The sequence below is a fragment of the Pseudoxanthomonas mexicana genome, assembly GCF_001556105.1.
In the GTDB taxonomy this organism is placed as follows: domain Bacteria; phylum Pseudomonadota; class Gammaproteobacteria; order Xanthomonadales; family Xanthomonadaceae; genus Pseudoxanthomonas_A; species Pseudoxanthomonas_A mexicana_A.
In genome coordinates this window covers 14,514-38,601 of sequence record NZ_LSIF01000079.1, presented here as the reverse complement: position 1 = coordinate 38,601, position 24,088 = coordinate 14,514, and the positions used below count along the sequence as shown (strand labels likewise).

Below are 24,088 nucleotides of genomic sequence, written 5' to 3'. Positions count from 1 at the left end.
CCCCCATGTCCTTCTCCCGCCCCAGTGGCCGCCTGCCGGACCAGATGCGTGACGTCAGCATCCTGCGCAACTACACCCGCCACGCGGAGGGCTCGGTCCTGGTCAGCTTCGGCCACACCCGCGTGCTGTGCACGGCCACGGTGGAGAACAAGGTGCCGGGCTTCCTGCGCGGCAAGGGAGAAGGCTGGGTGACCGCCGAATACGGCATGCTGCCGCGCTCCACCCACACCCGCAGCGACCGCGAAGCCTCGCGCGGCAAGCAGGGCGGGCGCACGCTGGAGATCCAGCGCCTGATCGGCCGTACCCTGCGCGCCTGCGTGGACCGCGGCGCCTTGGGCGAACGCACCATCACGCTGGACTGCGACGTGCTGCAGGCCGATGGCGGCACGCGTACCGCCGCCATCACCGGCGCCTACGTGGCACTGGTGGACGCGGTGAACTGGTTGAAGGGCCGCAACGAGATCAAGCGCGACGTGGTGCATGGCGCCGTCGCGGCGGTCTCGGTAGGCATCTACCGTGGCGTGCCGGTGCTGGACCTGGATTACCCCGAGGACAGCGACTGCGACACCGACATGAACCTGGTGATGAACGACGGCGGCGGCTTCATCGAACTGCAGGGCACCGCCGAAGGCCATGCGTTCCGCCGCGACGAACTCGATGCGCTGCTCGCACTCGGCGAGAAGGGCATTGGCGAACTGTTCGCCGCCCAGCGCGCGGCGCTGGCGGGCTGAGACGATGGCGCTGCTGAGCCTGGTGACCCTGCTGGTCGACGACTACGACCGCGCCATCGCGCATTACCGCGAGGCGCTGGGCTTCGAGCTGCGCGAGGACACCGACCTCGGCGGCGGCAAGCGCTGGGTGCGGATGGCGCCGACCGGCGACGGCAGCACCGACCTGCTGCTGGCGGTCGCGACGACGGACGAGCAGCGCGCGCGCATCGGCGACCAGACCGGAGGACGCGTCGGCTTCTTCCTGCAGACGGACGATTTCTGGCGCGACCACGCGCGCATGACCGCGGCGGGTGTCGATTTCCTTGAAACGCCGCGCGAAGAGGTCTATGCCACCGTCGCCGTGTTCCGCGATGCCTACGGCAACCGCTGGGACCTGCTGCAACCCAAGGGCTGACCTGCGATGAAACTCGTCCTCGCCTCCTCCAACCGGGGCAAGCTGGAAGAACTCCGCGGCCTGCTGGCGGATACCGGCATCGAACTGGTCGCGCAATCCGACCTGGGTGTGGAAGACGCCGACGAGACCGGCACCACCTTCGTCGAGAACGCACTGATCAAGGCGCGCCACGCCAGCCTGCAGACCGGCCTGCCCGCGCTGGCCGACGACTCCGGCATCTGCGTGGATGCGCTCAATGGCGCACCCGGCCTGTACTCGGCGCGCTACGCCGGCGAGCACGGCAATGCGGACCGCAACATCGACAAGCTGCTGGATGCGCTGAAGGACGTCGCCGGCGAGCAGCGTGGCGCGCATTTCTACTGCGTGCTGGTGCTGCTGCGCCACGCGCACGACCCGCAGCCACTGATCGTCGAAGGCGAGTGGCGCGGCCGCATCCTGCACGAGCGCCGCGGCAGCGGCGGCCACGGCTACGACCCGGTGTTCTTCGACCCGCAGCGCGGGCAGACCGCGGCGGACATGCCGCTGGCCGAGAAGAACCGCATCAGCCACCGCGGCAAGGCGCTGGCCGGGCTCAGGCAGCGGCTGCCCGACCTGTCCTGACCCATGCTGATCCCACCGCCCCTGTCGCTCTACGTGCACATGCCGTGGTGCGTGCGCAAATGTCCATACTGCGATTTCAATTCGCACCAGGGCAAGGGTGAGCTGCCATTCGACGACTACGTCGACGCCCTGCTGCGCGACCTCGACCACGACCTGCCGCTGGTCTGGGGCCGCACCGTGCACAGCGTGTTCTTCGGTGGCGGAACCCCCAGCCTGTTTCCACCGGAGGCGATCGACCGCTTCCTGCAGGGCGCCAGCAGCCGGCTGCGCTTCGCGCCGGGGCTGGAGATCACGCTCGAAACCAATCCCGGCACCGCCGAACACGGGCGTTTCGAGAACTACCGTGCCGCCGGCGTGAACCGTATCAGCTTCGGCATCCAGAGCTTCGACGACGAGAGCCTGAAGAAGCTCGGCCGCATCCACGACAGCCAGGAAGCCGAGCATGCGGTGAAGCTGGCGCAGGATGCCGGCTTCGACAACTTCAACCTCGACCTGATGTACGCCCTGCCCGGCCAGACGCTGGCCATGGCCGAGCACGACCTGCACCGCGCATTCGCGTTGCAGCCGGCGCACATTTCGCACTACCAGCTGACGCTGGAACCGAACACGGTGTTCTTCTCGCGGCCGCCGAAGGGCATTCCCGACGACGACCACGCCTGGGACATGCAGGAACACTGCCAAGCCTTGCTGGCCGATGCCGGCTACCAGCACTACGAAGTCAGTGCGTACGCGCGACCCGGGCGCCGCTGCGCGCACAACCTCAATTATTGGCGTTATGGCGATTACGTCGGCATCGGTGCCGGCGCACACGGCAAGATCACCCTGGGCGCCACGCAGCAGGTCCTGCGCCGCTGGAAGATCAAACATCCCGCGGCCTATCTCGCCGCCGCCGGTACCCCACAGGCGATCGGCGGTGATGACGACATCACGCCCGATCGCCGGCCGTTCGAGTTCATGCTCAATGCGTTGCGCTTGCAGGAAGGCTTCGCGCTGGCCGACTTCATCGCCACCACCGGCTTGCCAGTGTCGAGTATCGCGCCGGCACTGGAACAGTCCTTGCAGCAGGGCTGGCTGGAACTGTCCGACACCCATGTGCGTCCCACGGCACTGGGCCGCCGATTCACCAACGACGTGATCGAGCGCTTCCTGGATACCTGACACCCCTACGCCCTGCTGCGAAACGACCGGCGGATGCGCAGGCGATGCGGGGTGTGATAATGATGCAACCAGAGGGGAGCCCACTGCACCGATGACCGCGACACGACCGCCTACGTCCGTTGCCGCGCCGACCACGATCGCGTCGGCGGCGCTGCCGCCGCGCGTGCGCCGCGTGCTGCAGAACCTGTTCGACCACATCGCCACCGATTTCGTCGCCGCATTGAACGGCATGCTGGTGGAATTCGAACAACAGTTGTTCAAGCAGGCCGAGCAGGCGCGCAGCAACCATCTGCAGACGCAGATCTTCGTCGACCTGCGTTCGCTGCAGAAGAACCGTGTCGAACTGGTTCCGCAGTACATGTTTGCGCTGGAGTCGGAGCTGGCGGCGATCCGCAGCACGCTTGCCGCTGGCGAACAGGCGCCCCTGCGCCTGGACTACCAGACGCTGACCCTGGTCGAAGACGCCGTGATGGACCAGGAGATCGTGCTGCGCGAAGTCGCGCGCCGGCACGAACAACGCGGCAATGCGCAGATCCTCATGCTGGGCCAGCGCTTCGGCGTGCTCGCCTGCCGTCCCGCTTACGAGTCGGAAACCTTGCCGCTCGGGCCCCATCGCCTGTGCCACCTGCTGAAGGACGCTTCGGCCTGCCTCGAGCTCTCGATCGACGCGCAACTGGTGCTGTACCGCAGCTTCGACCACAAGGTGATGTCGAACTACACCGAGTGGGCGAACACGGTGAACCAGTTCCTGGCGCGCGACGGCATCCTGCCGGGCCTGGCCTACATGCCGCGGCGCGCACGCACCATCGAGATCGTGCGGCCACCGCGCGACGAAGCCGATGGCGGTCCGCGACCGATGACCGGCTGGCAAGGCCAGGCGGGCGCATCGCACTGGGCCACGCTGACGCCCGAACAACTGGACGCCGTCGCGGCTACGCTCACCGGCGGCAAGACGGCAGACGAACGCGGGTCGCCGGCGTCCACGAGCGCCGGCAACCCGACGGCCGGCACGCCGGCTGCCGAGGGCGCGCCGCAGGACATGGCGGGCTCGTTCGAAGTGCTGCAGAAGCTCCTGTCCATCCGCCGCGGCGGACTGCAGGCCGACGCACTTGCCCAGGACGGCGAAATCGCCCCGCTGGCGACGGCTGGTGCCGGTCGTGGCCCGGCAGGTACTGCCGGTGGCGCCTCGGCTGGTGGTCCCGGCGGCGGTTCAGCCGGCCATTCGGCCAGCCATCCGGGAGGCGGTTCAGGCGGCGGCTCTGGCGGCGGTGCGGCCGGAACGTCCGACGCGCCCGCGCCTCGCCGCCTGCTGCCCACGCCCGACGTCCTCAGCATGCTGCAGTCCCTGCAGGCGTCACCCTTGCCCGCGCGTGCACCGGACCAGCCGCGCCGGAGCGTGGCCGACCTGCAGCAGTTCATGCTGGCCGAAGTGCGCGCCAAGCACGGCCCCGGTGCGGTGCTGGCCAGTGCGGATTCGGACACGTTCGAACTGCTCGACCTGCTGTACAACGAGATCGAGCGGGAAGTGCAACACGATGCGCCGGCCGCCGACATGCTGGTGCGGCTGCAGGTGCCCGTCGTACAGGCGGCGCTGCGCGATCGCAACTTCTTCCTGCGCACGCAGCACCCCGCGCGCGACCTGCTCAACACGGTCGCCGAATCCGGCGCGACGTGGCTGGGCGACGAGGACGTCGATCCGCACCTGGTACAGCGCCTGCACAAGGCCGTCGAGACCGTCGTGGAAACCTACGAAGGCGACGAAGCCGTCTTCGAGGATGCCAACCGCGACGTGCAGCAGCACCTGCAGGCGGCGGCGCGCAAGGCCGAGTTGGCCGAGCGCCGGCAGATCGAAGCCGCACGCGGCAAGGATCGCCTGGAGATCGCCAAACAACGCGCCTCCGACACCATCGAATCGGCGATGGCCGAAGCCAAGCCGCAGAAGTTCGTGCAAGCGCTGCTCAGCCAGGCCTGGGCCGACGTGCTTACGCTCACCCAGCTTCGTAATGGCGAATCGTCGACGGAATGGGCCGACCAGCTGCAGACCACGCTGGAAATCGTCTCCGCCACGACCTCGTCGCAGGCCGCCAACACGGAGCTGGCAAGCAAGATCGAGAAATCGCTGGTGCAGGTGGGCTACCACGAAGACGAAGCCGCCGCGATCTCGCGTCGCCTGTCCAGCGCCGAGGAAGACGAGACCACCTCGCGCACCGAACTGACCGCGCGCCTCAAGGCGCGCGCGCGCCTGGGTGGCCAGGGAGAGGTCAAGAAGAAGGTCGTCCAGCCGCGCACGCCGCAGGAACAGGAGTGCTACGACTACCTGCGCACGCTGCCGTTCGGTACGTGGTTCGAATTCACCCGCAACCAGCAGGGTGACGTGCAGCGCCAGCGCCTGTCGTGGTTCAGCCCGGTCACGGGCAATGCGCTGTTCGTCAACCAGCGCGGCCAGCGCGTGGGCGAGCATTCGCTGGACACACTGGCGCACCTGATGGCCAAGGGCCAGGCGCAGGTGGTCACCGAGGACCGTGGCCGCCTGATCGACCGCGCCTGGAACGCCACCCTCAACGCGCTGCGCAGCCTGACCGGCCGTAGCGGCGAACCCGCAGGAGACGCCGCATGATGCGCGAGTTCCGCCGCGCCCGCCGGCGCGCCGTGCCCAAGCCGGTCCCGGTGTTCGACCTGATGACCGAACAGGTCATCGGTCGGCTGGGCAATCTCTCCGAGTCAGGCATGCTGCTGGTCGCGACCGAACCGGTGGTGGATGACGCGTTGTACCAGTTGCGCTTCCACCTGCAGGACGCACGCGGACAGGACGTACCGATCGACGTGGGCGCGCACCTGGTGTGGTCCGCCGCGGCGAACACGCCCGGGCAGGCCTTCGCCGGCCTGCGTTTCCTGACCATCGACCGCGAACCGCTGGAACGCCTGCGCAACTGGGTCAACGCCGGTCCCGAGGCCGAATAGCGCGCAATGTGCCCGGCTGCGCAACGCCCGCGCGGGATGATTGCGGCAAAATAGCGACTCTCTCGTACGAGCCGCCGCCATGAATGCACCCGCCGCCTTCGACACCGACCTGGTCCCGCTGTACGCCGACCACCTGGCGACGATGAAGCGGCGCGCGGACGAAGCCCTGGCGCGTGGCGGCTTCGACCATCTCGTCGTGCCCAGCGGCACGCAGCATTGGCAGGTCTTCGACGACCGCGACTATCCGTACGCAGTCAACCCGCAGTTCAAGGCGTGGTTGCCGCTCACGCGCCTGCCGTACAGCTGGCTGGTGTACACGCCCGGGCAGCGGCCGAAGGTGATCTTCTACCAGCCGTTCGATTACTGGCATGTCGTCCCGGATGCACCCAGCGGCTGGTGGGTGGACCACGTGGATGTCCACATCATCCGCAAGCCCGACGAGGCGGCGGCACTGCTGCCGCCTGCCGCGCGCAGCGCGATCCTCGGCGAGCCGCAGAGCGCGCTCGGTGACTACACGCCGAACAATCCCGAACCGGTCATCCAGTACCTGGAGTACCAGCGCTCGTATAAGACGCCTTACGAGATCGCGTTGATGCGGCAGGCGCAGCGCCTGGCCGTGCGTGGCCATCGCGCTGCGGAGGCCGCGTTCCGCGCGGGCCAGAGCGAGTTCGGCATCCACATGGCGTACTGCACCGCGGTCGGCCAGGACGCCAATGACCTGCCCTACGGCAACATCATCGGCCTCAACGAACACGCCGCGGTACTGCACTACACCGAACTGCAACGCGTCGCGCCCGATCCGCTGCGCAGCTTCCTGATCGACGCCGGCGCCAGCGTCCACGGCTACGCCAGCGACATCACCCGCACCTATGCCTACGACACCGGCAGCGAGTTCCAGGCGCTGATCGACGCCGTCGACGCCGCACAGCAGCGCATGTGCGCCGGCGTATGCGCGAACGTGGACTACAAGCAACTGCACGTGGATGCGCATCTGACGCTGATGGGCATCCTGAAGGACTTTGGCGTGATCACGGTGTCGCCGGAAGCGGCGGTCGCCACCGGCGTCAGCGCGGCATTCTTCCCGCATGGCCTGGGCCATCCGATCGGCCTGCAGGTGCACGACGTGGCGGGCTTCGCCGCCAGTGATCGCGGCGGCCGCATCGAACGCCCCGCCGGCCACCCCTACCTGCGCATGACCCGCGTGCTGGAACCCGGCATGGTGGTGACCATCGAGCCCGGCCTCTACTTCATCGACATGTTGCTGGACGAGGTCAAGAAGAACGGCCACGCCGCCAGCGTCGACTGGTCGCGCGTCGATGCCTTCCGCCCGTACGGCGGCATCCGCATCGAGGACGAAGTGCGGTGCACCGAGGGTGATGCCGACAACCTGACGCGACCGGCGTTCGAAGAAATCAGCTGAAGCCCGCGTAGTCCCGCTGCCGCCGAAGGCCGCCCCGGGATCGGAACGGTTCCGTAAGAAGCGCCGCGGGTGCGCTTCGCTTACCTGGGCTACGCTGGCTGGCCGATCAGGGTACTGGTTCGGAATTGACAGACGATCAAGAAGATCGCTTGACCATGTGGCGACATGAGTCTGCCTAAAAAATAGATGGCTGTTTCATACTTACTGCAGAGGGAAGTTATGGAAGATCTTCAGTTTGATGCTTTGGCAGAAGAGGCGCTTGATGTCATTACCGAAATTTCCGGGAAAGCAGAGCTAAAGTCGAGTCATATTAGCGGCGCTTCGGTCGATGGCTTGGCGTCTGGCAATACATTGACAGGTGGCAGTGCATTTCAGCAGTTGGAAGACATCCGAAGGGAAAGTCGGGATGGGTATCAAGTCCTGCGCAAACAACCGGCCATTGCCCGAGTCATCGCAATTGACGATGACAATCGAGAGTTCACCTTCTACCTTTCTCGGAAGGGCGTAAAGGAGAGCGTTACGCTTGCTGGAGGGCGGCAGCTTGCTAGCTACGAATCCAATTTTGGGAGGCTTGCGGCGCTTCCAGTAGGCGAAGAGGGTCAGGTCGAGATCCACGGCCAAGTAAAGACGTTTTACGTTGTAGAAAAGACCATGCTTCATCCGAGACAGGAAGAGGGTCTTTGGGATTCTCTCCGCAATGAGTATCGCCACGAGCGGCGTGGCACCTACACCATAGAATCGTTTCGGCGTTTACTTGCAAAGGAGGGCATCGACGATACGGACGAGCTAGACCGATTGCTCAGTGCAGACGGTGCAGGAGAAGGGGTTGCGCATGGCATCTCCCATCAGGTGCGAACGGCCATGGCACTTCGCGACCAACCTATTCTGGACAAATTCCAGGATGAGATCTTCCGATTGCCGGTTAATAGTCAGCTGATAATCCTCGGCCCTCCGGGAACCGGCAAAACGACAACCTTGATCAAGCGGCTTGGACAGAAGTTGAATCCAGACAATCTGGATGCGATGGAAGGCGCTTTGATGGGTGATGAGGGTGTTCTTACCCACGCCAAAAGCTGGCTGATGTTTACGCCATCCGATCTCCTGAAGGAATACTTGAAGGAGGCATTTGGTCATGAGCAGGTAGTCGTCGAAGAAGACCGAATCAAGACTTGGGATTCGTATAGGCGCTTCCTCGCGCGCAACACACTCGGAGTGTTAAAAAGCCCGAATGGTGGCCGATTCCATCTAAAGGAGTCGATGGACAATCTTCTTGCTGAAGTGCTGGACGATCCGCGGGAATGGTTCGACGCCTTTCGGACACATCACGCGGGATTGGTAAGGTCCAAGCTGGAAGAAGGGGCGCTGATCGCAATCACGGCAGCGACCGGTATCAATGAGGCTCTGGTGGATCGACTTCAGGCGATCGTCGAACGTGGGAGTGAAGACCGATGGGTGGTTGTCTATCGTGAGCTTGATGCCCTTGAAGGCGAAATCAGGTCGTCACTGGATGTAGCAAAGACGGCAACGGAGCGGTTCCTGAAGCAAGAAAGGAACACGCTTTACAACAGTGACAAAGCAATCTTCGCGCAGCTTTCCAAGTTCCTCGACAGTATTGGACAGGACGAAGACGACGATTCGGATGAAGATGCGGAGTTCGATGAGGATGAAAGCGAGGTCGATGCTCCTGTTGCGCAAACCGACGTTCAACGCGCTGTCAAGGTGTACCTTGCTGCGATCCGTACGCTGGCGCGATACAAGTATCTTAAGAGATCTGTCTCCAAGGAGTCTCGGGCGGCGAAAGTGCGTGACTGGCTCGGCGAGAGGATGCCGTCCGATGACGTTCTGACGCAAATTGGCCAAGGGATTGCGTTCCAGAATGGCTTGCGCCGCTTTTCAAACGCGTCCAAGCGCTTCGTGATCGATGTTCCGCAAAGCTATCGGTCCTTCCGTAAGGAACGGCAGGCTGTCGGCGCATTCTTCTCGGGGGAGTTCCAGCCGCCATCGCATCTTTCGCCTACAGAGGTCGACGCGATCATCCTGCTGATGCTCAGAAATGCGCGTCAACTCCTGTCGCAATCATTCATAGTCCGGGAGCTCGAAGCGCCACGCTTCCAGACCTTGCCTAACCTATCTGATGCGTTCAGGAACCAGGTCATGGTTGATGAGGCGACCGACTTCTCGGTTCTGCAGCTGGCCTGCATGGAGAGCCTGACAACGCTTAAAGGGCGATCTTTCTTTGCGTGCGGCGACTTCAACCAGCGCATAACGCGGCTAGGCATCAGGTCAAGCGATCACCTAGAGTGGGTATCGTCGGCCATCCAGCAGAAATCGATCAACGTCGTTTACCGTCAAAGTCGGCGATTAAACCAGTTCTCTTCATCATTGCTTGAGAGCTTCGGCGGGGATGTCAGGGCCCTTGGCTCTGTGCCGCAAGAGTCAACCCACGACGGCGTAGCGCCGATACTTCTCGAAAACGCGATAGACGTGGATGGTGCTGCGGACTGGATCGCGAATCGCATTATCGACGTGTGGAGGACGGTCAGTTTGTTTCCAACGATGGCGGTCTTCGTTAACGGAGAGTCAGAGGTGAAGCAGATGGCGGCGGCGCTCAGTAAGCGCCTGGAGGCAGTGAATCTGCGAGCTATTCCATGTGAAGATGGCAAGGCGCTTGGAGACGGCAACGAGGTCCGAGTATTCGACGTTCGTCATATCAAGGGTCTGGAATTCGAGGCCGTTTTCTTCGCCGGGGTCGATCATTTGGCTGTGGACCAGCCTGCCTTGTTCCAGAGGTACCTGTACGTGGGCGCGACTCGAGCAGCGACCTATCTCGGTTTAGCTTGCTATGGGCACTTACCAGCGCAATTGGAGCCTCTCCGGGATGGCCTAGCGGAATCTTGGTGATGATCCTCTTAAGGTTTGAAAATTTGACATGCATTGATCAAACTCGCTGAAGTCATGGCGGCTCGCAGACGTTCTCTTGGCTTGAGGCAAAGGGATGCCGCAGTTCGAGCGGGCGCGGCCCAAGAGACGCTGTCCCGATTGGAGCTCGGCGAACTAGCCGAGCTCGGCCTTGCCTAGGCTACGTTGCCCCCCCTCCGGAAACAGAACGGCCCCGCATCGCGGGGCCGCTTTCTTACATCAACCCTCCATCAACACACTATGGGCCACTGCCCGATTCCGCAGGCGTCTTCTCCGGCTCCTGTGTGTTCATGCGCCAGCGGGCGCCCAAGTTGCGGCGGGCTTCGTCCAGGCTCTTGCCCTTGCCGGCCACCCGCAGCGCGCCATACACCTCCAGTGCGGCGACCATCTGGTCGCTGCCCAGCGCCATCTCGGCATCGGTGATGCGCTGGTACAGGTGTGCGATGCGCAGGATGCGAGGGCGTAGCAAATCCAGGATCTGCTGATCGCGCTGGAAGGCGTCGATGTCGAAATCCCGCGCCATGATGCCGCTGTGCTGCTGCGCCACGTTCAACGCCGCACGGCAGAAGGCTTCGGACTTCTCGCCCATCTTCATCAGCCCACGCCGCTGTTCCGGTGTCAGCGAGATCAAGCCGGCCAGGCTGGTTTCCATCTGCGTGATGGCGGCATCCAGCGGATCGAGCATGCTGGCGTCGATCGGTAGGTCTACGAGGTTCTGACTCATTGTCGCTCCTTGATTCCATGTCAGGTGATGCCGCCGACTCCGACGGCCTGGTCACGCTACCCCGTCACACGCGCTCATCCAAGGCGATGACCACAGAAAATGACTAACAATAGCCACGTATTCGTACGTACTTGTCGCGAGGATCGTCGCAAGCACCTCACGTATGTGAGGCATCGACCCAACGAGGTGCGTGCGCATGCCGTCGAAGTTCGATGGCCAAGAAATTTGCCTCGCATGGCGAGGCATTCCCGTGACTCGATCAGGCAGGTTGCCTCGAACGCGAACCTCCACCGGCTGGCGACACGGCTTTTCGCCCTGGCACCGAGGCTTTTTGGCTTGAGGTGTCGAGGCAAATTTCCTTGCCTTCAAGGATCCCGGGCTCGACGGCGAGGCTTCACCGGAGGGCGACGAACCATCGAGGTGCGTGCACGGGGCTCGAAGGCTTGGCCGCGAGGCAAAGTGCCTCGCTGGCTTACTCCGCCATCGCCGCTTCGATCTCGTCGGCGCTGCGCGCCAGCGCATCGGTCAGCACGACCGGTTCGCCGGCGGTGACCAGCACGTCGTCTTCGGTGCGGATGCCGATGCCGCGCCACTTCGCGTCGACGCTCTCGTCATCGTGGCCGATGTACAGGCCGGGCTCGATGGTGAACACCATGCCGGCTTCCAGCAGGCGCGATTCGCCGTCGATGCGGTAGTCGCCGACGTCGTGCACGTCCAGGCCCAGCCAGTGCCCGGTCTTGTGGCGATAGAAGCGACGGTAGGTGCCTTCGGCGAGGTTTTTCTCCAGCTTGCCTTTCAGCAGGCCGAGTCTGAGCAGGCCCTCGGTCAGCGTCTCCACCGCGGCGACGTGGCCGGCTTCGTACGGCACGCCGACGCGGGCGCAGTCCAGCGCGGCGCGCTGGGCCTCGCCGACCAGATCGTGCAGTGCGCGCTGCGCGGGGGTGAAACGGCCGTTGACCGGGAAGGTACGGGTGATGTCGGCGGCATAGCCGCGGTACTCGGCACCGGCATCGATCAGCACCAGTTCGCCATCGCGCGCCTGCGCGGTATTGGCGCGGTAGTGCAGCACGCAGGCGTTGCGGCCGGCACCGACGATGCTGTTGTAGGCCGGCCAGGCATCGTTGGCGCGGAACACGCGTTCGAGATCGGCCTGCAGTTCGTACTCGCGGATACCGGGACGCGCCACGCGCATCGCCGCGCGGTGCGCCTCGACGCTGATGTCGGCGGCGCGCTGCATCAGCTTGATCTCGTCCTTCGACTTGAACAGCCGCAGGTCGTGCAGCAGATGACCGAGTTCGAGGAACTCGTGCGGCGGCTGCGCGCCCTGCTTCACGTGCGCACGCACATGGCGCACCCAGCCGATCAGCTTGAGATCGAAGTCGGCATCGCGGCCGAAGTGGTAGTAGACGCGCGAACGCCCTTCCAGCAGGCCGGGCAGGATCTCGTCGAGATCGTCGATGGGATAGGCATCGTCCATGCCGTGGTCGTTGACCGCGCCATCCTGGCCGGCGCGCGGACCGTCCCAGCCTTCGCGCTCGGGATCGCGCTCGCGACAGAACAGGATCGTCTCGCCATGCTTGCGGCCGGGCACCAGCACCAGCACGGCGTCCGGCTCGGGAAAGCCGCTGAGGTACCAGAAGTCCGAATCCTGCCGGTACGGGTAGTGCGTGTCGTGGCTGCGCACGCGCTCGGACGCGGCGGGCAGGACCAGGATCGCGTCGTTGCCGGCCAGCCGCATCAACTGCTTGCGGCGGCGGGCGAATTCCGCCGCGCCGATGCCGGCGACGGCCTTCATCAGTTCAGGCTCCGGCGATGCCGGGGCCCGAGCACGCAGTCGCCATGCAGCAGCAGGACGGCGACGCGGACGAACTCTTCCAGTTCGGCCAGGGCGTCCTCGTCTTCCTCGTCGTCGCTGCTCTCGGCCGAGGCCTGCGCGAGGCGTGCGAGGTCCTGCAGTGCTTCCTGTCCTTCTTCGGACAGCGGCGGTGATGCGCCGGCCGCCAACCCGAACGCGCCCAGGAAGCCCTGGCACCACGAGAACAGTGCTTCCGCGCGCTCATCCAGTGGGCGGTCGGCCGCGGGCAGCAGCAGGTCGAAAGCGAAGCTGCGGTCTTCCAGCTGCGCCACCGCGGTCTGCCGCAGCTGGTCCAGTGCGCTGCCGGCGGCAGGCGCGGGCAGCTGGTCATCGGCCAGCGCGCGTGCCAGCCAACGAGATGTGTATAAGAGACAGGCGGTGCCGCCGCCAGCCAGCCAGCCACACAGCGAACCGTGCAGTTCCGAGGCATCCATGGCCAGGCCGGATTGGCGGGACGCGGCCGTTACATCGGCAATATCAGGAAGGTCGGGCATAGAAGAACGCAATCCGCCAGGGGTTTCGGACAACCCTGCAAGTGTATCAATGAAAAGCCGTTTCCCTCCTTGTTGTGGATGTGTACGCATGCCTACACTCCCGTATTACCTACGCGCCGGCCGACCGCCTCTCCATGCACGCCTCCTCTGTCGCTGCAATCCTGGCAACGGCTTCCCCGCTGTCGTCCCGGCTGGCCATGGGGGTTGCCGGTGCAGTACTGGTCGGCGTGATCGTGATCGGGACGCGCCGCTGGTGGCAGGCGTGGCTGGAAAGCCGGCAGGCGCCACCGGAGCCGCAGCGCAGCGAATCCCTGCGCAACCGCGACGAACGCCTGAAGCTCGCCCTGTGGGCCTCCGGCGAACAGTTCTGGGACTACGACCTGGTGCAGCGCCGGCTCTACCGGATGCGGGCGGATGAAACGGCCGTGCAGTCGGCCGACATCACGGTGCTCACGCGCCAGGGCGAAGTGCCGACGATCCACGATGAAGACCTGCCGCTGGTGCAGGAACGCCTGCGCCTGCACCTGCAGGGCAAGACGCCGCTCTTCATGTCGGAACACCGCATGGACATGCTGGGCAACGGCACGTGGGTATGGGTGCGCGCACGTGGCCGCGTCGTCGAACGCGACGCCGGAGGCCAGCCGATCCGCATCGCCGGCACCGCGCGCGATATCACGGCCAGCCGCAACGCCGAATACGAACACCGCATCGCCGGCGAAGTGATGCGCAGCATGAACGAAGCCGTGGCGGTGCTGGACTGGGCGCACCAGTTCATCACGATCAACCCGGCCTTCACCCGCATCACCGGCTATGCCGAGGAAGAGATCATCGGCCAGCCGATGACCATGCTGGACAGCGACCAGCACGAGGAGGTCTTCTTCGAACGCATGCATCGCGAGCTGCGCCTCACCGGGCGCTGGTCCGGCGAGATCTGGAAAGTGCGCAAGGACGGCGAGGAGATCCTCTGCCGCATCGAGACCAACGTGGTGCCCGACGCCAGCGGCGAGCGGCCGCTGTACGTGCAGGTGCTGACCGACATCACCGAACAGAAGCGCGCCGAGCAGGAACTGCGTTACCTGGCCAACTACGACACGCTGACCAGCCTGCCCAACCGTTCGCTGCTGTCCGAGCGGCTGTCCCGCGCCATCGTGCGGGCACGCCGCGAGCATGGCCACGTGGCGGTGCTGTTCATCGACCTGGACCGCTTCAAGGACATCAACGATTCGCTGGGCCACGCCACCGGCGACCGCATCCTGCGTTCCGCCGCCGCGCGCGTGCAGCAGACCGTGGGCACGCAGCACACCGTGGCGCGCCTGAGTGGCGACGAATTCACCGTCGTGCTGGAAGACATCGACGGCAGGCCCGATGCCGAGGACGTCGCGCAACGGATCATCCATGCGTTCCGCACGCCGCTGAATTTCGGCGAGCGGCTGGAACTGGCGGTTTCGCCGTCGATCGGCATCAGCCTGTATCCCGAACATGCGCAGGTACCGACCGAACTGCTGAAGCACGCCGACACCGCCATGTACCAGGCCAAGGCGATGGGCCGGCACACGTACCAGATGTATTCGGAGTCGATGGACGAAAAGAACCGCCATCGCGCGATCCTCGCCAGCGCCCTGCGCCGGGCGATCGACCGCAACGAACTGTCGCTGGTGTACCAGCCACGGCTGTCGATCTCGCGCCAGCGGATCACCGGCGTCGAAGCGCTGCTGCGCTGGGACAGCAAGGAGTTCGGCATGGTGTCGCCGGCGCAGTTCATTCCGTTGGCGGAAGAGTCGGGGATGATCCTCGAACTCGGCGCCTGGGCCCTGCGCCATGCCTGCCTGACGCTGCGCGAATGGCACGATGCCGGCCTGGAAGAACTCAGCATGGCGGTCAACGTCTCGGCCACGCAGTTGCAGCGAGGCGACCTGCAGACCGTCGTGGCACGCACGCTGCAGGAAACGGACGTGCCGGCGAACCGGCTGGAGCTGGAACTGACCGAGAGCGTGGTGATGGCCAGCCCGGAACAGAATGCGGACACGCTGCGCGCCTGCCGCCGGCTGGGCATTTCGCTGGCGATCGACGATTTCGGCACCGGCTACTCGTCGCTGGCCTATCTGAAACGGTTGCCGCTGACCACGCTGAAGATCGATCGCGAATTCATCAGCGACCTGACCCACGACACCGACGACGAGGCGATCACCAGTACCATCATCACGATGGGCCAGTCGCTGGCGCTGAAGGTCGTCGCCGAAGGGGTCGAGACGTGGGACCAGTACGAGTTCCTGCGCAACCATGGGTGCGACGAGGTCCAGGGCCATTGGGTTTCGCAGGCGCTGAGCGCCGACCAGTGCCTGCGCTTCATCCGCGACTACTATCCCGGCTCCGGCATGCGCGTCGCTTCCTGAACTGTCCTGTGGGGGCGACGCCAGTGGCGATCGATGTCCCGGTTTCGCGACTGACGTCGCTCCCTCCCCCCGCCCTCCCTTGACCCGCCCTCGGGCGCATGCCTATCGTGGCTGCCATGGACACCGCCGACCTCCTCGATCAGCTGCGCACGCTGAGCACACGCATCCAGGACCTGGCGGATCGCTGCCAGCGCCTCGGGGACGAGAACCGCAGCCTGCGCCAGCAGCAGGAACAGCTGGTCGGTGAACGCCTGCAATTGCTGGCGAAGAACGAGCAGGCGCGTTCACGCGTGGAGGCGATGATCAGCCGGTTGAAATCCCTGGAGCAGCACACGTGAGCGCCAACGAACCCGTCAGCGTCCACATCCTCGATCGCGAGTACACCGTCGGTGTCGCGCCCGATGAACGCTCCAGCCTGATGGCCGCGGCCAAGCTGCTCGACAGCCGCATGCGCGAAGTACGTGGCAGCAACCGCATGGCGGCGGTGGACCGCATCGCCGTGCTGGCCGCACTGAATCTGGCACATGAATTGCAGCAGTTGCGCGATGAGCAGCATGCGCGCAACCGCGAGGTCGAACGCACCTTGCAGGACCTGCATCGCAAGCTCGATGGCGCACTCGGCGCAACGTAACGAGATGCGCACGTCGCCGACTGCGCACTGAATCCGCCGACGAACGGGCTAGGCAAAAAGTCCTCAATCGCTATACTGGCTTCGCGTCCTCTGCTGTACTCGACAGTGAGCGCAAACATTCGCCTTGTCCCTTAATTACGACCACGGGATGGTGACGGTACCGGGAGTGCAGGTCTGCCTCGCAGCGGAAAGCCCGATGGTCCCCCAACCTTCCCACTTGAACCCCGGGTTCAAGGTCGTTTCGCGAACATCGTGCATGGCGGAGGACGTATTTTTTCCCGCGGCAGCGGCATCAGCCGCGACCCGGCCGGTCCTGTTGCACCCGCCCTTGAGCGGGATGACTTCGAAACGAAGCCGACTGCACGAGGGATCCGACGCATTGGGCCGTGACTGACGCCGCTCCCGCGGTCCCACCGGCAACGCCGGTACGCATGCCGTAAAATTCACGCATGCCCGCCTCTTCCCCTTTGCTTCCATGACCGCCGAGCGCGATGCGCTACGGCGAGATCTGCGTGCGCGTCGTCGCGCGCTGCCGGCTGCCGAGCGTATTGCCGGCGCCGATGCGCTCGCCACGCGCCTGTTCGCGCTGCCGTTCTTTCCCTCCAGCGGCTACGTCGCCGGCTACTGGGCGATGGATGGCGAGATCGGCCTGCACAGCTGGCAACTGCGGCTCCCGGCCGGCCTGGTGTACTGCCTGCCGGTGCTGGCGGACGACAGCACGCTGCGCTTCGCCCCCTGGCGGCCCGGCGATGCGCTGGTGACCAACCGTTATGGCATTCCGGAGCCGGACATCGAGCCGAGTTCCGGCCTGTCGGCGACCGATCTGGCCCTGATCGTCGTGCCGCTGGTGGGCTTCGACACTGCCGGGCACCGCCTGGGCATGGGCGGCGGCTGGTACGACCGCACGCTGGCGCCGCGCCTGCAGCGGCACGCGCCGCCGTGGCTGGTGGGCGTCGGCTTCGAGGCGCAGCGCGTCGACGCGATCGGCGCGCAGGCGTGGGATGTGCCGCTGGACGCCGTCTGCACCGAGCGCGACACGCTGCTTCCCTCCTCCACCCTGCCGGACGCCCCGCGATGACCGCCCGCAAGCACTACTGGCTGATGAAGTCCGAGCCCGACGCCTTTTCCATCGATAACCTGAAGAAGGTCGGCACCGAGCCGTGGAACGGCGTGCGCAACTACCAGGCGCGCAACTTCATGCGCGCCATGCAGGTGGGCGATGGCGTGCTGTTCTACCACTCCAACTGCAAGGAACCGGGCATCGTCGGTACCGCCACCGTCGCGAGTGCTGCCTATCCGGACGATACCCAGTTCAATCCGAAGTCCGACTACTACGACCCCAAGAGTACGCGCGAAGAACCGCGCTGGTCGCTGGTGGACGTGAAGTTCGAGCGCAAGCTCAAGCGCACCATCACGCTGGACGAGATCAAGCAGCATGCCGACGACCTGGGCGAAGGCTTCGCGCTGATCCAGCGCGGCACCCGCCTGTCGGTGCTGCCGGTGACCGCCGCGCAATGGACGTTCCTGCTGGCGCTGGAATGACCCCCTCCCTTTTCCTTTCCTGATACTGCGATCCCCATGAGCGAAGCAAAGCGCCTGGCCGGCGAAAAGGCCATCGAATTCGTCGAGGACGGCATGATCGTCGGCGTTGGCACCGGTTCCACCGTCGCCTACTTCATCGATGCGCTGGGCGGCATCAAGGACCGCATCAAGGGCGCGGTGTCCAGCTCCGAGCAGAGCACGGCGCGGCTGAGGCAGCACGGCATCGAGGTGCTCGACCTCAACCACACCGGCACGCTGTCGTTGTACGTGGACGGCGCCGACGAGTGCGATCCGCACAAGCGCCTGATCAAGGGCGGTGGCGCGGCGCTGACGCGCGAGAAGATCATCGCCGAGGCGAGCAAGCAGTTCGTCTGCATCGTCGATCCGAGCAAGCAGGTGCCGGTGCTCGGGCGGTTCCCGTTGCCGGTGGAAGTCATCCCGATGGCGCGCAGCCTGGTCGCGCGCGAGATCCTGGCGCTGACCGGCGGACAGCCGGTGTGGCGCGATGGCGTGACCACCGACAACGGCAACGTGGTGCTGGACATCCACAACCTGTCGATCACCGACCCGGTGGCGATGGAGCGCGAGATCAACCAGATCCCCGGCGTGGTCAGCGTGGGCCTGTTCGCGCGCCGGGCGGCGGACATCGTGATCGTGGGCGGCGAACCGCCGATCGTGCTGCGCTGAACCCGGGCCGCTGTCGGCCCGCCCTCAGCCGGCGTCCGACAGCGCCTTGACCAGATGACCGACCAGTTCGCGCTTCTTCGCCGGCAACTGCAGGTAAGTGTCGATCACCTGACGATCGCCACTGCCGACGCCGGAAGGCCACACGGGCTTGGGCTCGGCTACCCGCGAGCGCGCCGACGTGCCGAAGCGCAGGGCGTGCGGCTCCACACCGAGCACGTCCGCGATCACCTGCAGTTTGTCCTGTGCCGGGATCGCACCGCCCGCCAACCAGCGCGACGTCGTCTGGAACGTGACCGAGCGGCCACGGTAGTGCGTGTTGAACAAATGGAACAACACCGTCGGCCGCGCGTCATACCCCGCCTGCTGCATGGCATTCGCCAGCCGTTGCGAGAATTTTTCGCGCTCGTTGCCCATGCCGGCAACGTTAGCGGCGCGAAGTCACACATATTCACTATATAAGTGAATTGACTCGCACTTTTTGAGTTCATAGAGTAGCTCGGCATCGCGCAGGCCAGCTGACGCTCAGCCGTGCGACGCTACCCACGGACACAGGAAGACTCCGATGACATCGATGGATCGTGATGCCCATGCCCAGTGCCAGCCGAACGACATACGCGACGTGCAGTCCGTGCGGGACGGCATGTCGCAGTCGACACTCGACGACGCCCTGCATCTGCTGCAGGCCGACCCAGGCCACAGCCTCGCGGACCCGGGTCTCGCGCGGTTGACGCCTGCAGGCCTGGATCGCCTGTTTCTCGCCGCCCGGCACTAGGCCGAGCGCAACCACGACGGCATCCTGCTGCTGCTCGATCTGCTGCAACTCGCGCAGCGCGCGGAAGGCACCGGTCCGCGCCGCCTGATGCGCGGTGTCGTCCGCCAGTTGCGCCACCAGATGGAAGACCAGCACCGCTGGCAGGCGCTGGCGGACAACGCGGCGTACTACCGCGACAACCGCCAGGTGGCGGAACGGATCGCGTCACGTCTTCCGTCACGCTGATCGCGGTCGCGCGCCACGTCGGCGGTACACTAAGACCCTCCTCCCGTGCCGGATCCTGACATGCGCCTTCCATCGTGGTCCGTGCTCGCCTTCGGCGTGTTCCTCAGCGCCTGCGCCAACGGTGGTCCTTGGGTCGAAGTCGGCGGCGAGCGCTTCACCGTGGAGATCGCCGACGATGACACCGAGCGAGCGCGCGGCCTGATGTTCCGCGACGAACTGGCGACCGGGACCGGCATGCTCTTCATCCACGATGCCGAGGAACCGCAGGCGTACTGGATGAAGAACACCCGCATCCCGCTGGACATCCTCTACTTCGACAACGCCCGCAAGCTGGTAAGCCAGCAGCGCAACGTGCCGCCCTGCTCCGGCGGCAACAGGTGCCCGTCCTATCCGAGCGACAAGCCGGCCCGCTACGTGCTGGAGCTCAATGCCGGCGAAGCCGAGCGGCTGAAGCTGCAGGATGGCGACGAAATGGACCTCGGCAAGGGCATTCCGCCCGTCCGCTGAGGCTTGATTGTGCCGGCGAATGGCCGCAGTCTGTGGCCATGGGGGATCGACTGACATTGCCGGAATGGAATGCGTTGGCCAGCCAGGCGGACGACACCGTGCCGCTGCTGGAGACGGCGCTGCTGATCGCGCGCGATGAATATCCCGATCTGGACGCCGACCTGTACGACACGCTGGTCCAGAGCCACGCCGAGCACCTGCGCCACGAGATCGCCACGATCGACCCGTGGCCGCTGAAGATGGCCGCGATCAACCGCCACCTGTTCGACGAACTCGGCTATACCGGCAACCACGACGAGTACTACGACCCGCGCAACAGCTACCTCAACCAGGTGTTCGAGCGCCGGCTCGGCAACCCGGTGTCGCTGGCCATGGTGCAGATCGAAGTGGCGCGCCGCCTCGGCGTGCCGCTGGACGGCGTGTCCTTCCCCGGCCACTTCCTGGTACGCCTGCCGGTCGATGACGGCCTGCTGGTGATGGATCCATTCAATGGCGGTCGCCCGCTGGGCGTGGATGAGCTGCGCGAACGCGCCAAGCCGCACCTCGGCGGCGACGTGCCCGACGATGCGGCGCTGCTGCACATCCTCAATCCCGCCTCGCCCCGCGCGATCCTGGTGCGCACGCTGCGCAACCTGCACGGTCTTTACGCCGAGCGCGAGGAATGGGATCGCGCCGCGCGCAGCGCCGATCGCGTACTGAAGCTGACGCCCGACCAGCCCGATGCCCTGCGTGATCGCGGCCTGGCCTACCTGAAGATGGCCTACAAGGCCGGCGCGCAACGCGACCTGGCGCGCTACCTGCACCTGTCGCCGGAAGCCAACGATGCGCCGGCGATGCGCGAGCAACTGGTGGAGCTCAACGCGGTACGCACCTCGCGGATGCATTGATGTGGCTGACGTGGGAGCGACGTAAGCCGCGATGGTCGTCCAGCGAGGCGTCATCGCGACTTACGTCGCCCCCACAACCACGGCTCAATCCAGCTCCACCATCTCGAAATCGTCCTTGCCCACGCCGCAATCCGGGCAGGTCCAGTCGTCCGGAACGTCCTCCCAGCGCGTGCCGGGGGCGATACCTTCTTCCGGCAGGCCGTCGGCTTCGTCGTAGATGAAGCCGCAGACCACGCACATCCAGGTGCGGAACATGGTGTCGGTGGCGTCGGTCATCGGATAATGCCGGCTGGAAGGAGCGGCCATTGTCCCATCGCCGCCCGCGCACCGGAAGTTCGCCGATGATCTCGCTGCCACCGTCCGTCCGCCATGCCCGCGGGCTGTACCTGATCACGCCGGAGGAACCGGACACTGCTCGCCTGTTGGCACGCGTAGCGGCCGTGCTTCCGTACGCCACGTGGCTGCAGTACCGGCAGAAGGACGCGAGCGCCGATCTTCGCCATGCGCAGGCCACGGCCGTGCAGGCGCTGTGCGCACAGTCAGGCGTGCCGTTGATCATCAACGACGATGCGACCCTCGCCGCCGTCGTGGGCGCGGCGGGCGTCCACCTGGGCGAAGACGACGGCGATATCGCCGCCACACGCGACCTGCTGGGACCACACGCCATTGTCGGTGCGTCGTGCTACGACGAATCCGTGCTTGCGGAACGCGCCGTCGCGGCGGGCGCCAGCTACGTGGCCTTCGGCGCTTTCTTTCCCACCACCAGCAAGGTCACCACGCGGTGCGCCACGCCCGCCTTGCTGACCGCCGCTGCCGCGCTGGGTGTCCCGCGGGTGGCGATAGGCGGGATAACGCCGGACAATATGGGCCCGCTGGTGGCCGCCGGCGCCGACCTGGTCGCCGTGATTGGCGGCGTGTTCGACGCGCCCGATCCGGTGGCGGCGGCGCTGGCCTATGGACGCAGCTTCGAGCGCCCTTGAACCCCATTGTGGGAGCGACGTCAGTCGCGATGAAGCGGTATGGACCCGGCATCGCGACTGACCTCGCTCCCACAGGACGTCCTCACTTCTTCTGGACCCTTCCATGAACCACGACCAGTCCCACGCCCTCTTCGCCCGCGCCCAGACCTTGCTGCCCGGTGGCGTCAATTCGCCGGTACGTGCGTTCAAGTCGGTGGGCGGCGAACCGTTCTTCGTGCAGCGCGCCGATGGCGCCTACCTGCATGACGTGGATGGCAACCGCTACATCGACTACGTGGGCTCGTGGGGCCCGATGATCGTCGGCCACAACCATCCGGCGGTGCGCGACGCCGTGCAGGCCGCCATCCAGAACGGCCTGTCGTACGGTGCGCCCTGCCCCGCCGAAGTGACCATGGCGGAGACCATCACGCGCCTCGTCCCGTCGTGCGAGATGGTGCGCATGGTCAACTCGGGCACCGAGGCCACGCTGTCGGCGATCCGCCTGGCGCGCGGCGCCACCGGCCGCAACCGCATCGTCAAGTTCGAAGGCTGCTACCACGGCCACGGCGATTCGTTCCTGGTGAAGGCCGGCAGCGGCATGCTGACGCTGGGCGTGCCGACCTCGCCCGGCGTCCCGGCTGGTCTCAGCGAACTGACGCTGACGCTGAGCTACAACGATGTCGAGGGCGCCACACGACTGTTCGAGCAGTACGGCGGCGAGATCGCCTGCCTGATCATCGAACCCGTCGTCGGCAACGCCAACTGCCTGCCGCCGCGCGCAGGCTACCTGCAGCACCTGCGCGACCTGTGCACGCAGCATGGCGCGCTGCTGATCTTCGACGAGGTGATGACCGGCTTCCGCGTCGCACTCGGTGGCGCGCAGGCGCACTACGGCATCACGCCGGACCTCACCACGTTCGGCAAGATCATCGGCGGTGGCATGCCGGTGGGCGCGTATGGCGGTCGTCGCGACCTGATGCAGCAGATCGCGCCGGCCGGCCCGATCTACCAGGCGGGTACGCTGAGCGGCAATCCGGTGGCGATGGCGGCGGGCCTGGCGATGCTGGAGCTGGTCCAGGCGCCCGGCTTTCACGACGGCCTCGCGTCCGCCACGGCCACGCTGTGCGAGGGCATGGAAGCGGCCGCGCGCGAGGCCGGTGTGCCGCTGACCACCACCCGCGTCGGCGCGATGTTCGGCCTGTTCTTCACCGACCAGCAGGTCGACACCTACGCACAGGCGATCGCCTGCGATACGGCGGCGTTCAACCGCTTCTTCCACGCCATGCTGGAGCGCGGCGTATATCTCGCACCGTCGGCGTTCGAAGCCGGCTTCATGTCCAGCGCGCATACGCCGGATGTGATCGAAGCGACGCTGGCCGCTGCGCGCGAGGCCTTCAAGACGGTCGCGGCCGGATGAAGCCGCGGATCCACCAGGTGCTGTTCGATTTCGACGGCGTCCTGGCGCATTACCGGCACGAGGTGCGTATCGCGCACCTCGCGGCGCATGCACGGTGCGAGCATGAGCACGTGCGCACGATCCTGTTCGTCTCCGGCCTGGAAACCGAGTACGACACCGGCGCCATCGACACGGCCACCTACCTGCGTCGGCTCGGCGAAGGCGTGGGTGCGATGATCGATGCAGAAGCGTGGATTGCGTCGCGGATGGCCGGCAGCACCGCCATCGATGACGTGCTGGCGCGCATCGCCACGCTGCACGCCGACGTGGCGATGGGCGTACTGACCAACAACGGTGCGTTGATGACGCAGGCCATCCCGCGCATCGTCGCGCCGCTGGCATCGAAGCTCGAAGGCCGGGTGCTGACCAGTGGCGGCCTGCAGCGACGGAAGCCGGCACCGTCCACGTTTGCGCACGCGCTCGACGTGCTGGGCTGGAGTCCGGCTACCACGCTGTTCGTCGACGACCTGTTCACCAACGTGCAGGGTGCACGCGACGCGGGACTGCATGCGGAGACCGTCACCGACGCGCGCAGTCTCGGCAAGGCATTCAAGCGATATGCATTCGGGCCGCCGAGCGGCTGGTAAGACACGTCCAACCCGATCCCTCCACGCATGCCTTGTCGATGCTGGAGCACGTCATCTCTCGGGCCGTCGCTGGAGCGCAAACCGGTCCAGGTACGGGCCGATCTGGCCACCGATGTTTTCACCACATGATCGCCAGCGGTTCTGGACATCGCACCGGCAATGCCCACGCGCAGACCGCTACGGCCT

The 24,088-nt window shown here is 65.7% G+C and carries 26 protein-coding genes and 1 other RNA gene; 22 read left to right on the top strand and 5 right to left on the bottom strand.

Annotation, left to right across the window (positions count from 1 at the left end):
• Positions 1-5: 5 nt before the first annotated feature.
• The 8 genes from rph (at position 6) to AX730_RS13970 (ending at position 10,165) form a co-directional block, all read left to right on the top strand.
• Complete coding sequence (gene rph, locus AX730_RS14005; protein WP_062357532.1) at positions 6-731, top strand: ribonuclease PH; 726 nt, start codon at positions 6-8, stop codon at positions 729-731.
• Positions 732-735: 4 nt separating this feature from the next.
• A complete protein-coding gene (locus tag AX730_RS14000) occupies positions 736-1,125 on the top strand; it encodes a VOC family protein (protein WP_062357531.1) in 390 nt (129 codons plus the stop codon).
• A gap of 6 nt (positions 1,126-1,131) precedes the next feature.
• Positions 1,132-1,725 carry an RdgB/HAM1 family non-canonical purine NTP pyrophosphatase gene (rdgB, locus tag AX730_RS13995; protein ID WP_062357529.1) on the top strand — a complete coding sequence of 198 codons (594 nt, stop codon included), beginning with the start codon at positions 1,132-1,134 and terminating at the stop codon, positions 1,723-1,725.
• Between the two features lie 3 nt (positions 1,726-1,728).
• Positions 1,729-2,883: a radical SAM family heme chaperone HemW gene (hemW, locus tag AX730_RS13990; RefSeq protein ID WP_062357527.1), complete on the top strand. Its 1,155-nt coding sequence runs from the start codon at positions 1,729-1,731 to the stop codon at positions 2,881-2,883.
• Between the two features lie 91 nt (positions 2,884-2,974).
• Positions 2,975-5,500 (top strand): DUF1631 domain-containing protein, encoded by a 2,526-nt coding sequence (locus AX730_RS13985; RefSeq protein ID WP_062357525.1) that lies wholly within the window; start codon positions 2,975-2,977, stop codon positions 5,498-5,500.
• Positions 5,497-5,844 (top strand): PilZ domain-containing protein, encoded by a 348-nt coding sequence (locus tag AX730_RS13980; protein ID WP_062357523.1) that lies wholly within the window; start codon positions 5,497-5,499, stop codon positions 5,842-5,844. Before AX730_RS13985 ends, AX730_RS13980 begins: the two co-directional genes overlap by 4 nt.
• A gap of 79 nt (positions 5,845-5,923) precedes the next feature.
• Positions 5,924-7,264, top strand: a complete 1,341-nt coding sequence (gene pepQ / locus AX730_RS13975) for a Xaa-Pro dipeptidase (RefSeq protein WP_062357521.1) — start codon at positions 5,924-5,926, stop codon at positions 7,262-7,264.
• Between the two features lie 219 nt (positions 7,265-7,483).
• Complete coding sequence (locus AX730_RS13970) at positions 7,484-10,165, top strand: ATP-binding domain-containing protein (protein WP_198147207.1); 2,682 nt, start codon at positions 7,484-7,486, stop codon at positions 10,163-10,165.
• Between the two features lie 256 nt (positions 10,166-10,421).
• Here the strand turns inward: AX730_RS13970 and AX730_RS13965 are convergent, their stop codons facing one another.
• From AX730_RS13965 to AX730_RS13955, 3 genes are all read right to left on the bottom strand, one after another.
• On the bottom strand, positions 10,422-10,907 hold the full coding sequence (locus AX730_RS13965) for a hypothetical protein (protein WP_062357517.1): 486 nt from the start codon (positions 10,905-10,907) through the stop codon (positions 10,422-10,424).
• A gap of 472 nt (positions 10,908-11,379) precedes the next feature.
• Positions 11,380-12,702: an aminopeptidase P N-terminal domain-containing protein gene (locus AX730_RS13960; protein WP_062357515.1), complete on the bottom strand. Its 1,323-nt coding sequence runs from the start codon at positions 12,700-12,702 to the stop codon at positions 11,380-11,382.
• On the bottom strand, positions 12,702-13,256 hold the full coding sequence (locus AX730_RS13955) for a UPF0149 family protein (protein WP_062357513.1): 555 nt from the start codon (positions 13,254-13,256) through the stop codon (positions 12,702-12,704). The genes AX730_RS13960 and AX730_RS13955 overlap by 1 nt, the downstream gene beginning before the upstream one ends.
• Positions 13,257-13,390: 134 nt before the next feature.
• Between AX730_RS13955 and AX730_RS13950 the strand changes: the two genes are divergently transcribed.
• The 7 genes from AX730_RS13950 (at position 13,391) to rpiA (ending at position 18,509) form a co-directional block, all read left to right on the top strand.
• Positions 13,391-15,649 carry a putative bifunctional diguanylate cyclase/phosphodiesterase gene (locus tag AX730_RS13950; RefSeq protein WP_062357511.1) on the top strand — a complete coding sequence of 753 codons (2,259 nt, stop codon included), beginning with the start codon at positions 13,391-13,393 and terminating at the stop codon, positions 15,647-15,649.
• Positions 15,650-15,765: 116 nt separating this feature from the next.
• Positions 15,766-15,987 carry a TIGR02449 family protein gene (locus tag AX730_RS13945; RefSeq protein ID WP_062357510.1) on the top strand — a complete coding sequence of 74 codons (222 nt, stop codon included), beginning with the start codon at positions 15,766-15,768 and terminating at the stop codon, positions 15,985-15,987.
• A complete protein-coding gene (locus AX730_RS13940) occupies positions 15,984-16,280 on the top strand; it encodes a cell division protein ZapA (protein ID WP_062357508.1) in 297 nt (98 codons plus the stop codon). Before AX730_RS13945 ends, AX730_RS13940 begins: the two co-directional genes overlap by 4 nt.
• An 84-nt stretch (positions 16,281-16,364) precedes the next feature.
• A non-coding RNA gene (gene ssrS / locus AX730_RS13935) (6S RNA) lies at positions 16,365-16,550 on the top strand.
• A gap of 205 nt (positions 16,551-16,755) precedes the next feature.
• Positions 16,756-17,358 (top strand): 5-formyltetrahydrofolate cyclo-ligase, encoded by a 603-nt coding sequence (locus AX730_RS13930; RefSeq protein WP_062357506.1) that lies wholly within the window; start codon positions 16,756-16,758, stop codon positions 17,356-17,358.
• Positions 17,355-17,822: an EVE domain-containing protein gene (locus AX730_RS13925; protein ID WP_062357505.1), complete on the top strand. Its 468-nt coding sequence runs from the start codon at positions 17,355-17,357 to the stop codon at positions 17,820-17,822. The genes AX730_RS13930 and AX730_RS13925 overlap by 4 nt, the downstream gene beginning before the upstream one ends.
• Positions 17,823-17,858: 36 nt before the next feature.
• Positions 17,859-18,509 (top strand): ribose-5-phosphate isomerase RpiA, encoded by a 651-nt coding sequence (gene rpiA / locus AX730_RS13920; RefSeq protein WP_062357503.1) that lies wholly within the window; start codon positions 17,859-17,861, stop codon positions 18,507-18,509.
• Positions 18,510-18,533: 24 nt separating this feature from the next.
• On the opposite strand, the gene AX730_RS13915 is transcribed toward rpiA, so the two are convergent.
• Complete coding sequence (locus AX730_RS13915) at positions 18,534-18,923, bottom strand: transcriptional regulator (RefSeq protein WP_062357501.1); 390 nt, start codon at positions 18,921-18,923, stop codon at positions 18,534-18,536.
• A 148-nt stretch (positions 18,924-19,071) separates the two neighbouring features.
• Between AX730_RS13915 and AX730_RS13910 the strand changes: the two genes are divergently transcribed.
• The 4 genes from AX730_RS13910 to AX730_RS13900 all read left to right on the top strand — a co-directional run bounded on the left by AX730_RS13910 (position 19,072) and on the right by AX730_RS13900 (position 20,900).
• A complete protein-coding gene (locus AX730_RS13910; RefSeq protein WP_157074260.1) occupies positions 19,072-19,281 on the top strand; it encodes a hypothetical protein in 210 nt (69 codons plus the stop codon).
• A gap of 87 nt (positions 19,282-19,368) precedes the next feature.
• Positions 19,369-19,506, top strand: coding sequence for a hypothetical protein (locus AX730_RS18940; protein WP_157074259.1), 138 nt, complete (start codon positions 19,369-19,371; stop codon positions 19,504-19,506).
• A 60-nt stretch (positions 19,507-19,566) separates the two neighbouring features.
• Positions 19,567-20,013 carry a DUF192 domain-containing protein gene (locus tag AX730_RS13905; protein ID WP_062357498.1) on the top strand — a complete coding sequence of 149 codons (447 nt, stop codon included), beginning with the start codon at positions 19,567-19,569 and terminating at the stop codon, positions 20,011-20,013.
• Positions 20,014-20,051: 38 nt separating this feature from the next.
• Positions 20,052-20,900 (top strand): SirB1 family protein, encoded by an 849-nt coding sequence (locus AX730_RS13900; RefSeq protein ID WP_062357496.1) that lies wholly within the window; start codon positions 20,052-20,054, stop codon positions 20,898-20,900.
• 84 nt (positions 20,901-20,984) lie between these two features.
• Here AX730_RS13900 and AX730_RS13895 read toward each other — a convergent pair whose 3' ends face one another.
• Positions 20,985-21,206: a rubredoxin gene (locus tag AX730_RS13895; protein WP_083537922.1), complete on the bottom strand. Its 222-nt coding sequence runs from the start codon at positions 21,204-21,206 to the stop codon at positions 20,985-20,987.
• Positions 21,207-21,241: 35 nt separating this feature from the next.
• On the opposite strand from AX730_RS13895, the gene thiE reads away from it, so the two are divergent.
• The 3 genes from thiE to AX730_RS13880 all read left to right on the top strand — a co-directional run bounded on the left by thiE (position 21,242) and on the right by AX730_RS13880 (position 23,902).
• Positions 21,242-21,880, top strand: a complete 639-nt coding sequence (gene thiE, locus AX730_RS13890; RefSeq protein ID WP_062357493.1) for a thiamine phosphate synthase — start codon at positions 21,242-21,244, stop codon at positions 21,878-21,880.
• Between the two features lie 103 nt (positions 21,881-21,983).
• Positions 21,984-23,276: a glutamate-1-semialdehyde 2,1-aminomutase gene (gene hemL, locus AX730_RS13885; RefSeq protein ID WP_062357491.1), complete on the top strand. Its 1,293-nt coding sequence runs from the start codon at positions 21,984-21,986 to the stop codon at positions 23,274-23,276.
• Entirely contained in the window at positions 23,273-23,902 is a 630-nt protein-coding gene (locus AX730_RS13880) for an HAD-IA family hydrolase (protein ID WP_062357490.1), read from the top strand. The genes hemL and AX730_RS13880 overlap by 4 nt, the downstream gene beginning before the upstream one ends.
• Positions 23,903-24,088 lie beyond the last annotated feature (186 nt).

Coding starts and splice junctions, on each gene's coding strand:
- rph (WP_062357532.1), top strand. CDS start 6: ATGTCCTTCTCCCGCCCCAGTGGCCGCCTGCCGGACCAGATGCGTGAC.
- AX730_RS14000 (WP_062357531.1), top strand. CDS start 736: ATGGCGCTGCTGAGCCTGGTGACCCTGCTGGTCGACGACTACGACCGC.
- rdgB (WP_062357529.1), top strand. CDS start 1,132: ATGAAACTCGTCCTCGCCTCCTCCAACCGGGGCAAGCTGGAAGAACTC.
- hemW (WP_062357527.1), top strand. CDS start 1,729: ATGCTGATCCCACCGCCCCTGTCGCTCTACGTGCACATGCCGTGGTGC.
- AX730_RS13985 (WP_062357525.1), top strand. CDS start 2,975: ATGACCGCGACACGACCGCCTACGTCCGTTGCCGCGCCGACCACGATC.
- AX730_RS13980 (WP_062357523.1), top strand. CDS start 5,497: ATGATGCGCGAGTTCCGCCGCGCCCGCCGGCGCGCCGTGCCCAAGCCG.
- pepQ (WP_062357521.1), top strand. CDS start 5,924: ATGAATGCACCCGCCGCCTTCGACACCGACCTGGTCCCGCTGTACGCC.
- AX730_RS13970 (WP_198147207.1), top strand. CDS start 7,484: ATGGAAGATCTTCAGTTTGATGCTTTGGCAGAAGAGGCGCTTGATGTC.
- AX730_RS13965 (WP_062357517.1), bottom strand. CDS start 10,907: ATGAGTCAGAACCTCGTAGACCTACCGATCGACGCCAGCATGCTCGAT.
- AX730_RS13960 (WP_062357515.1), bottom strand. CDS start 12,702: ATGAAGGCCGTCGCCGGCATCGGCGCGGCGGAATTCGCCCGCCGCCGC.
- AX730_RS13955 (WP_062357513.1), bottom strand. CDS start 13,256: ATGCCCGACCTTCCTGATATTGCCGATGTAACGGCCGCGTCCCGCCAA.
- AX730_RS13950 (WP_062357511.1), top strand. CDS start 13,391: ATGCACGCCTCCTCTGTCGCTGCAATCCTGGCAACGGCTTCCCCGCTG.
- AX730_RS13945 (WP_062357510.1), top strand. CDS start 15,766: ATGGACACCGCCGACCTCCTCGATCAGCTGCGCACGCTGAGCACACGC.
- AX730_RS13930 (WP_062357506.1), top strand. CDS start 16,756: ATGACCGCCGAGCGCGATGCGCTACGGCGAGATCTGCGTGCGCGTCGT.
- AX730_RS13925 (WP_062357505.1), top strand. CDS start 17,355: ATGACCGCCCGCAAGCACTACTGGCTGATGAAGTCCGAGCCCGACGCC.
- rpiA (WP_062357503.1), top strand. CDS start 17,859: ATGAGCGAAGCAAAGCGCCTGGCCGGCGAAAAGGCCATCGAATTCGTC.
- AX730_RS13915 (WP_062357501.1), bottom strand. CDS start 18,923: ATGGGCAACGAGCGCGAAAAATTCTCGCAACGGCTGGCGAATGCCATG.
- AX730_RS13910 (WP_157074260.1), top strand. CDS start 19,072: ATGACATCGATGGATCGTGATGCCCATGCCCAGTGCCAGCCGAACGAC.
- AX730_RS18940 (WP_157074259.1), top strand. CDS start 19,369: ATGCGCGGTGTCGTCCGCCAGTTGCGCCACCAGATGGAAGACCAGCAC.
- AX730_RS13905 (WP_062357498.1), top strand. CDS start 19,567: ATGCGCCTTCCATCGTGGTCCGTGCTCGCCTTCGGCGTGTTCCTCAGC.
- AX730_RS13900 (WP_062357496.1), top strand. CDS start 20,052: ATGGGGGATCGACTGACATTGCCGGAATGGAATGCGTTGGCCAGCCAG.
- AX730_RS13895 (WP_083537922.1), bottom strand. CDS start 21,206: ATGGCCGCTCCTTCCAGCCGGCATTATCCGATGACCGACGCCACCGAC.
- thiE (WP_062357493.1), top strand. CDS start 21,242: ATGATCTCGCTGCCACCGTCCGTCCGCCATGCCCGCGGGCTGTACCTG.
- hemL (WP_062357491.1), top strand. CDS start 21,984: ATGAACCACGACCAGTCCCACGCCCTCTTCGCCCGCGCCCAGACCTTG.
- AX730_RS13880 (WP_062357490.1), top strand. CDS start 23,273: ATGAAGCCGCGGATCCACCAGGTGCTGTTCGATTTCGACGGCGTCCTG.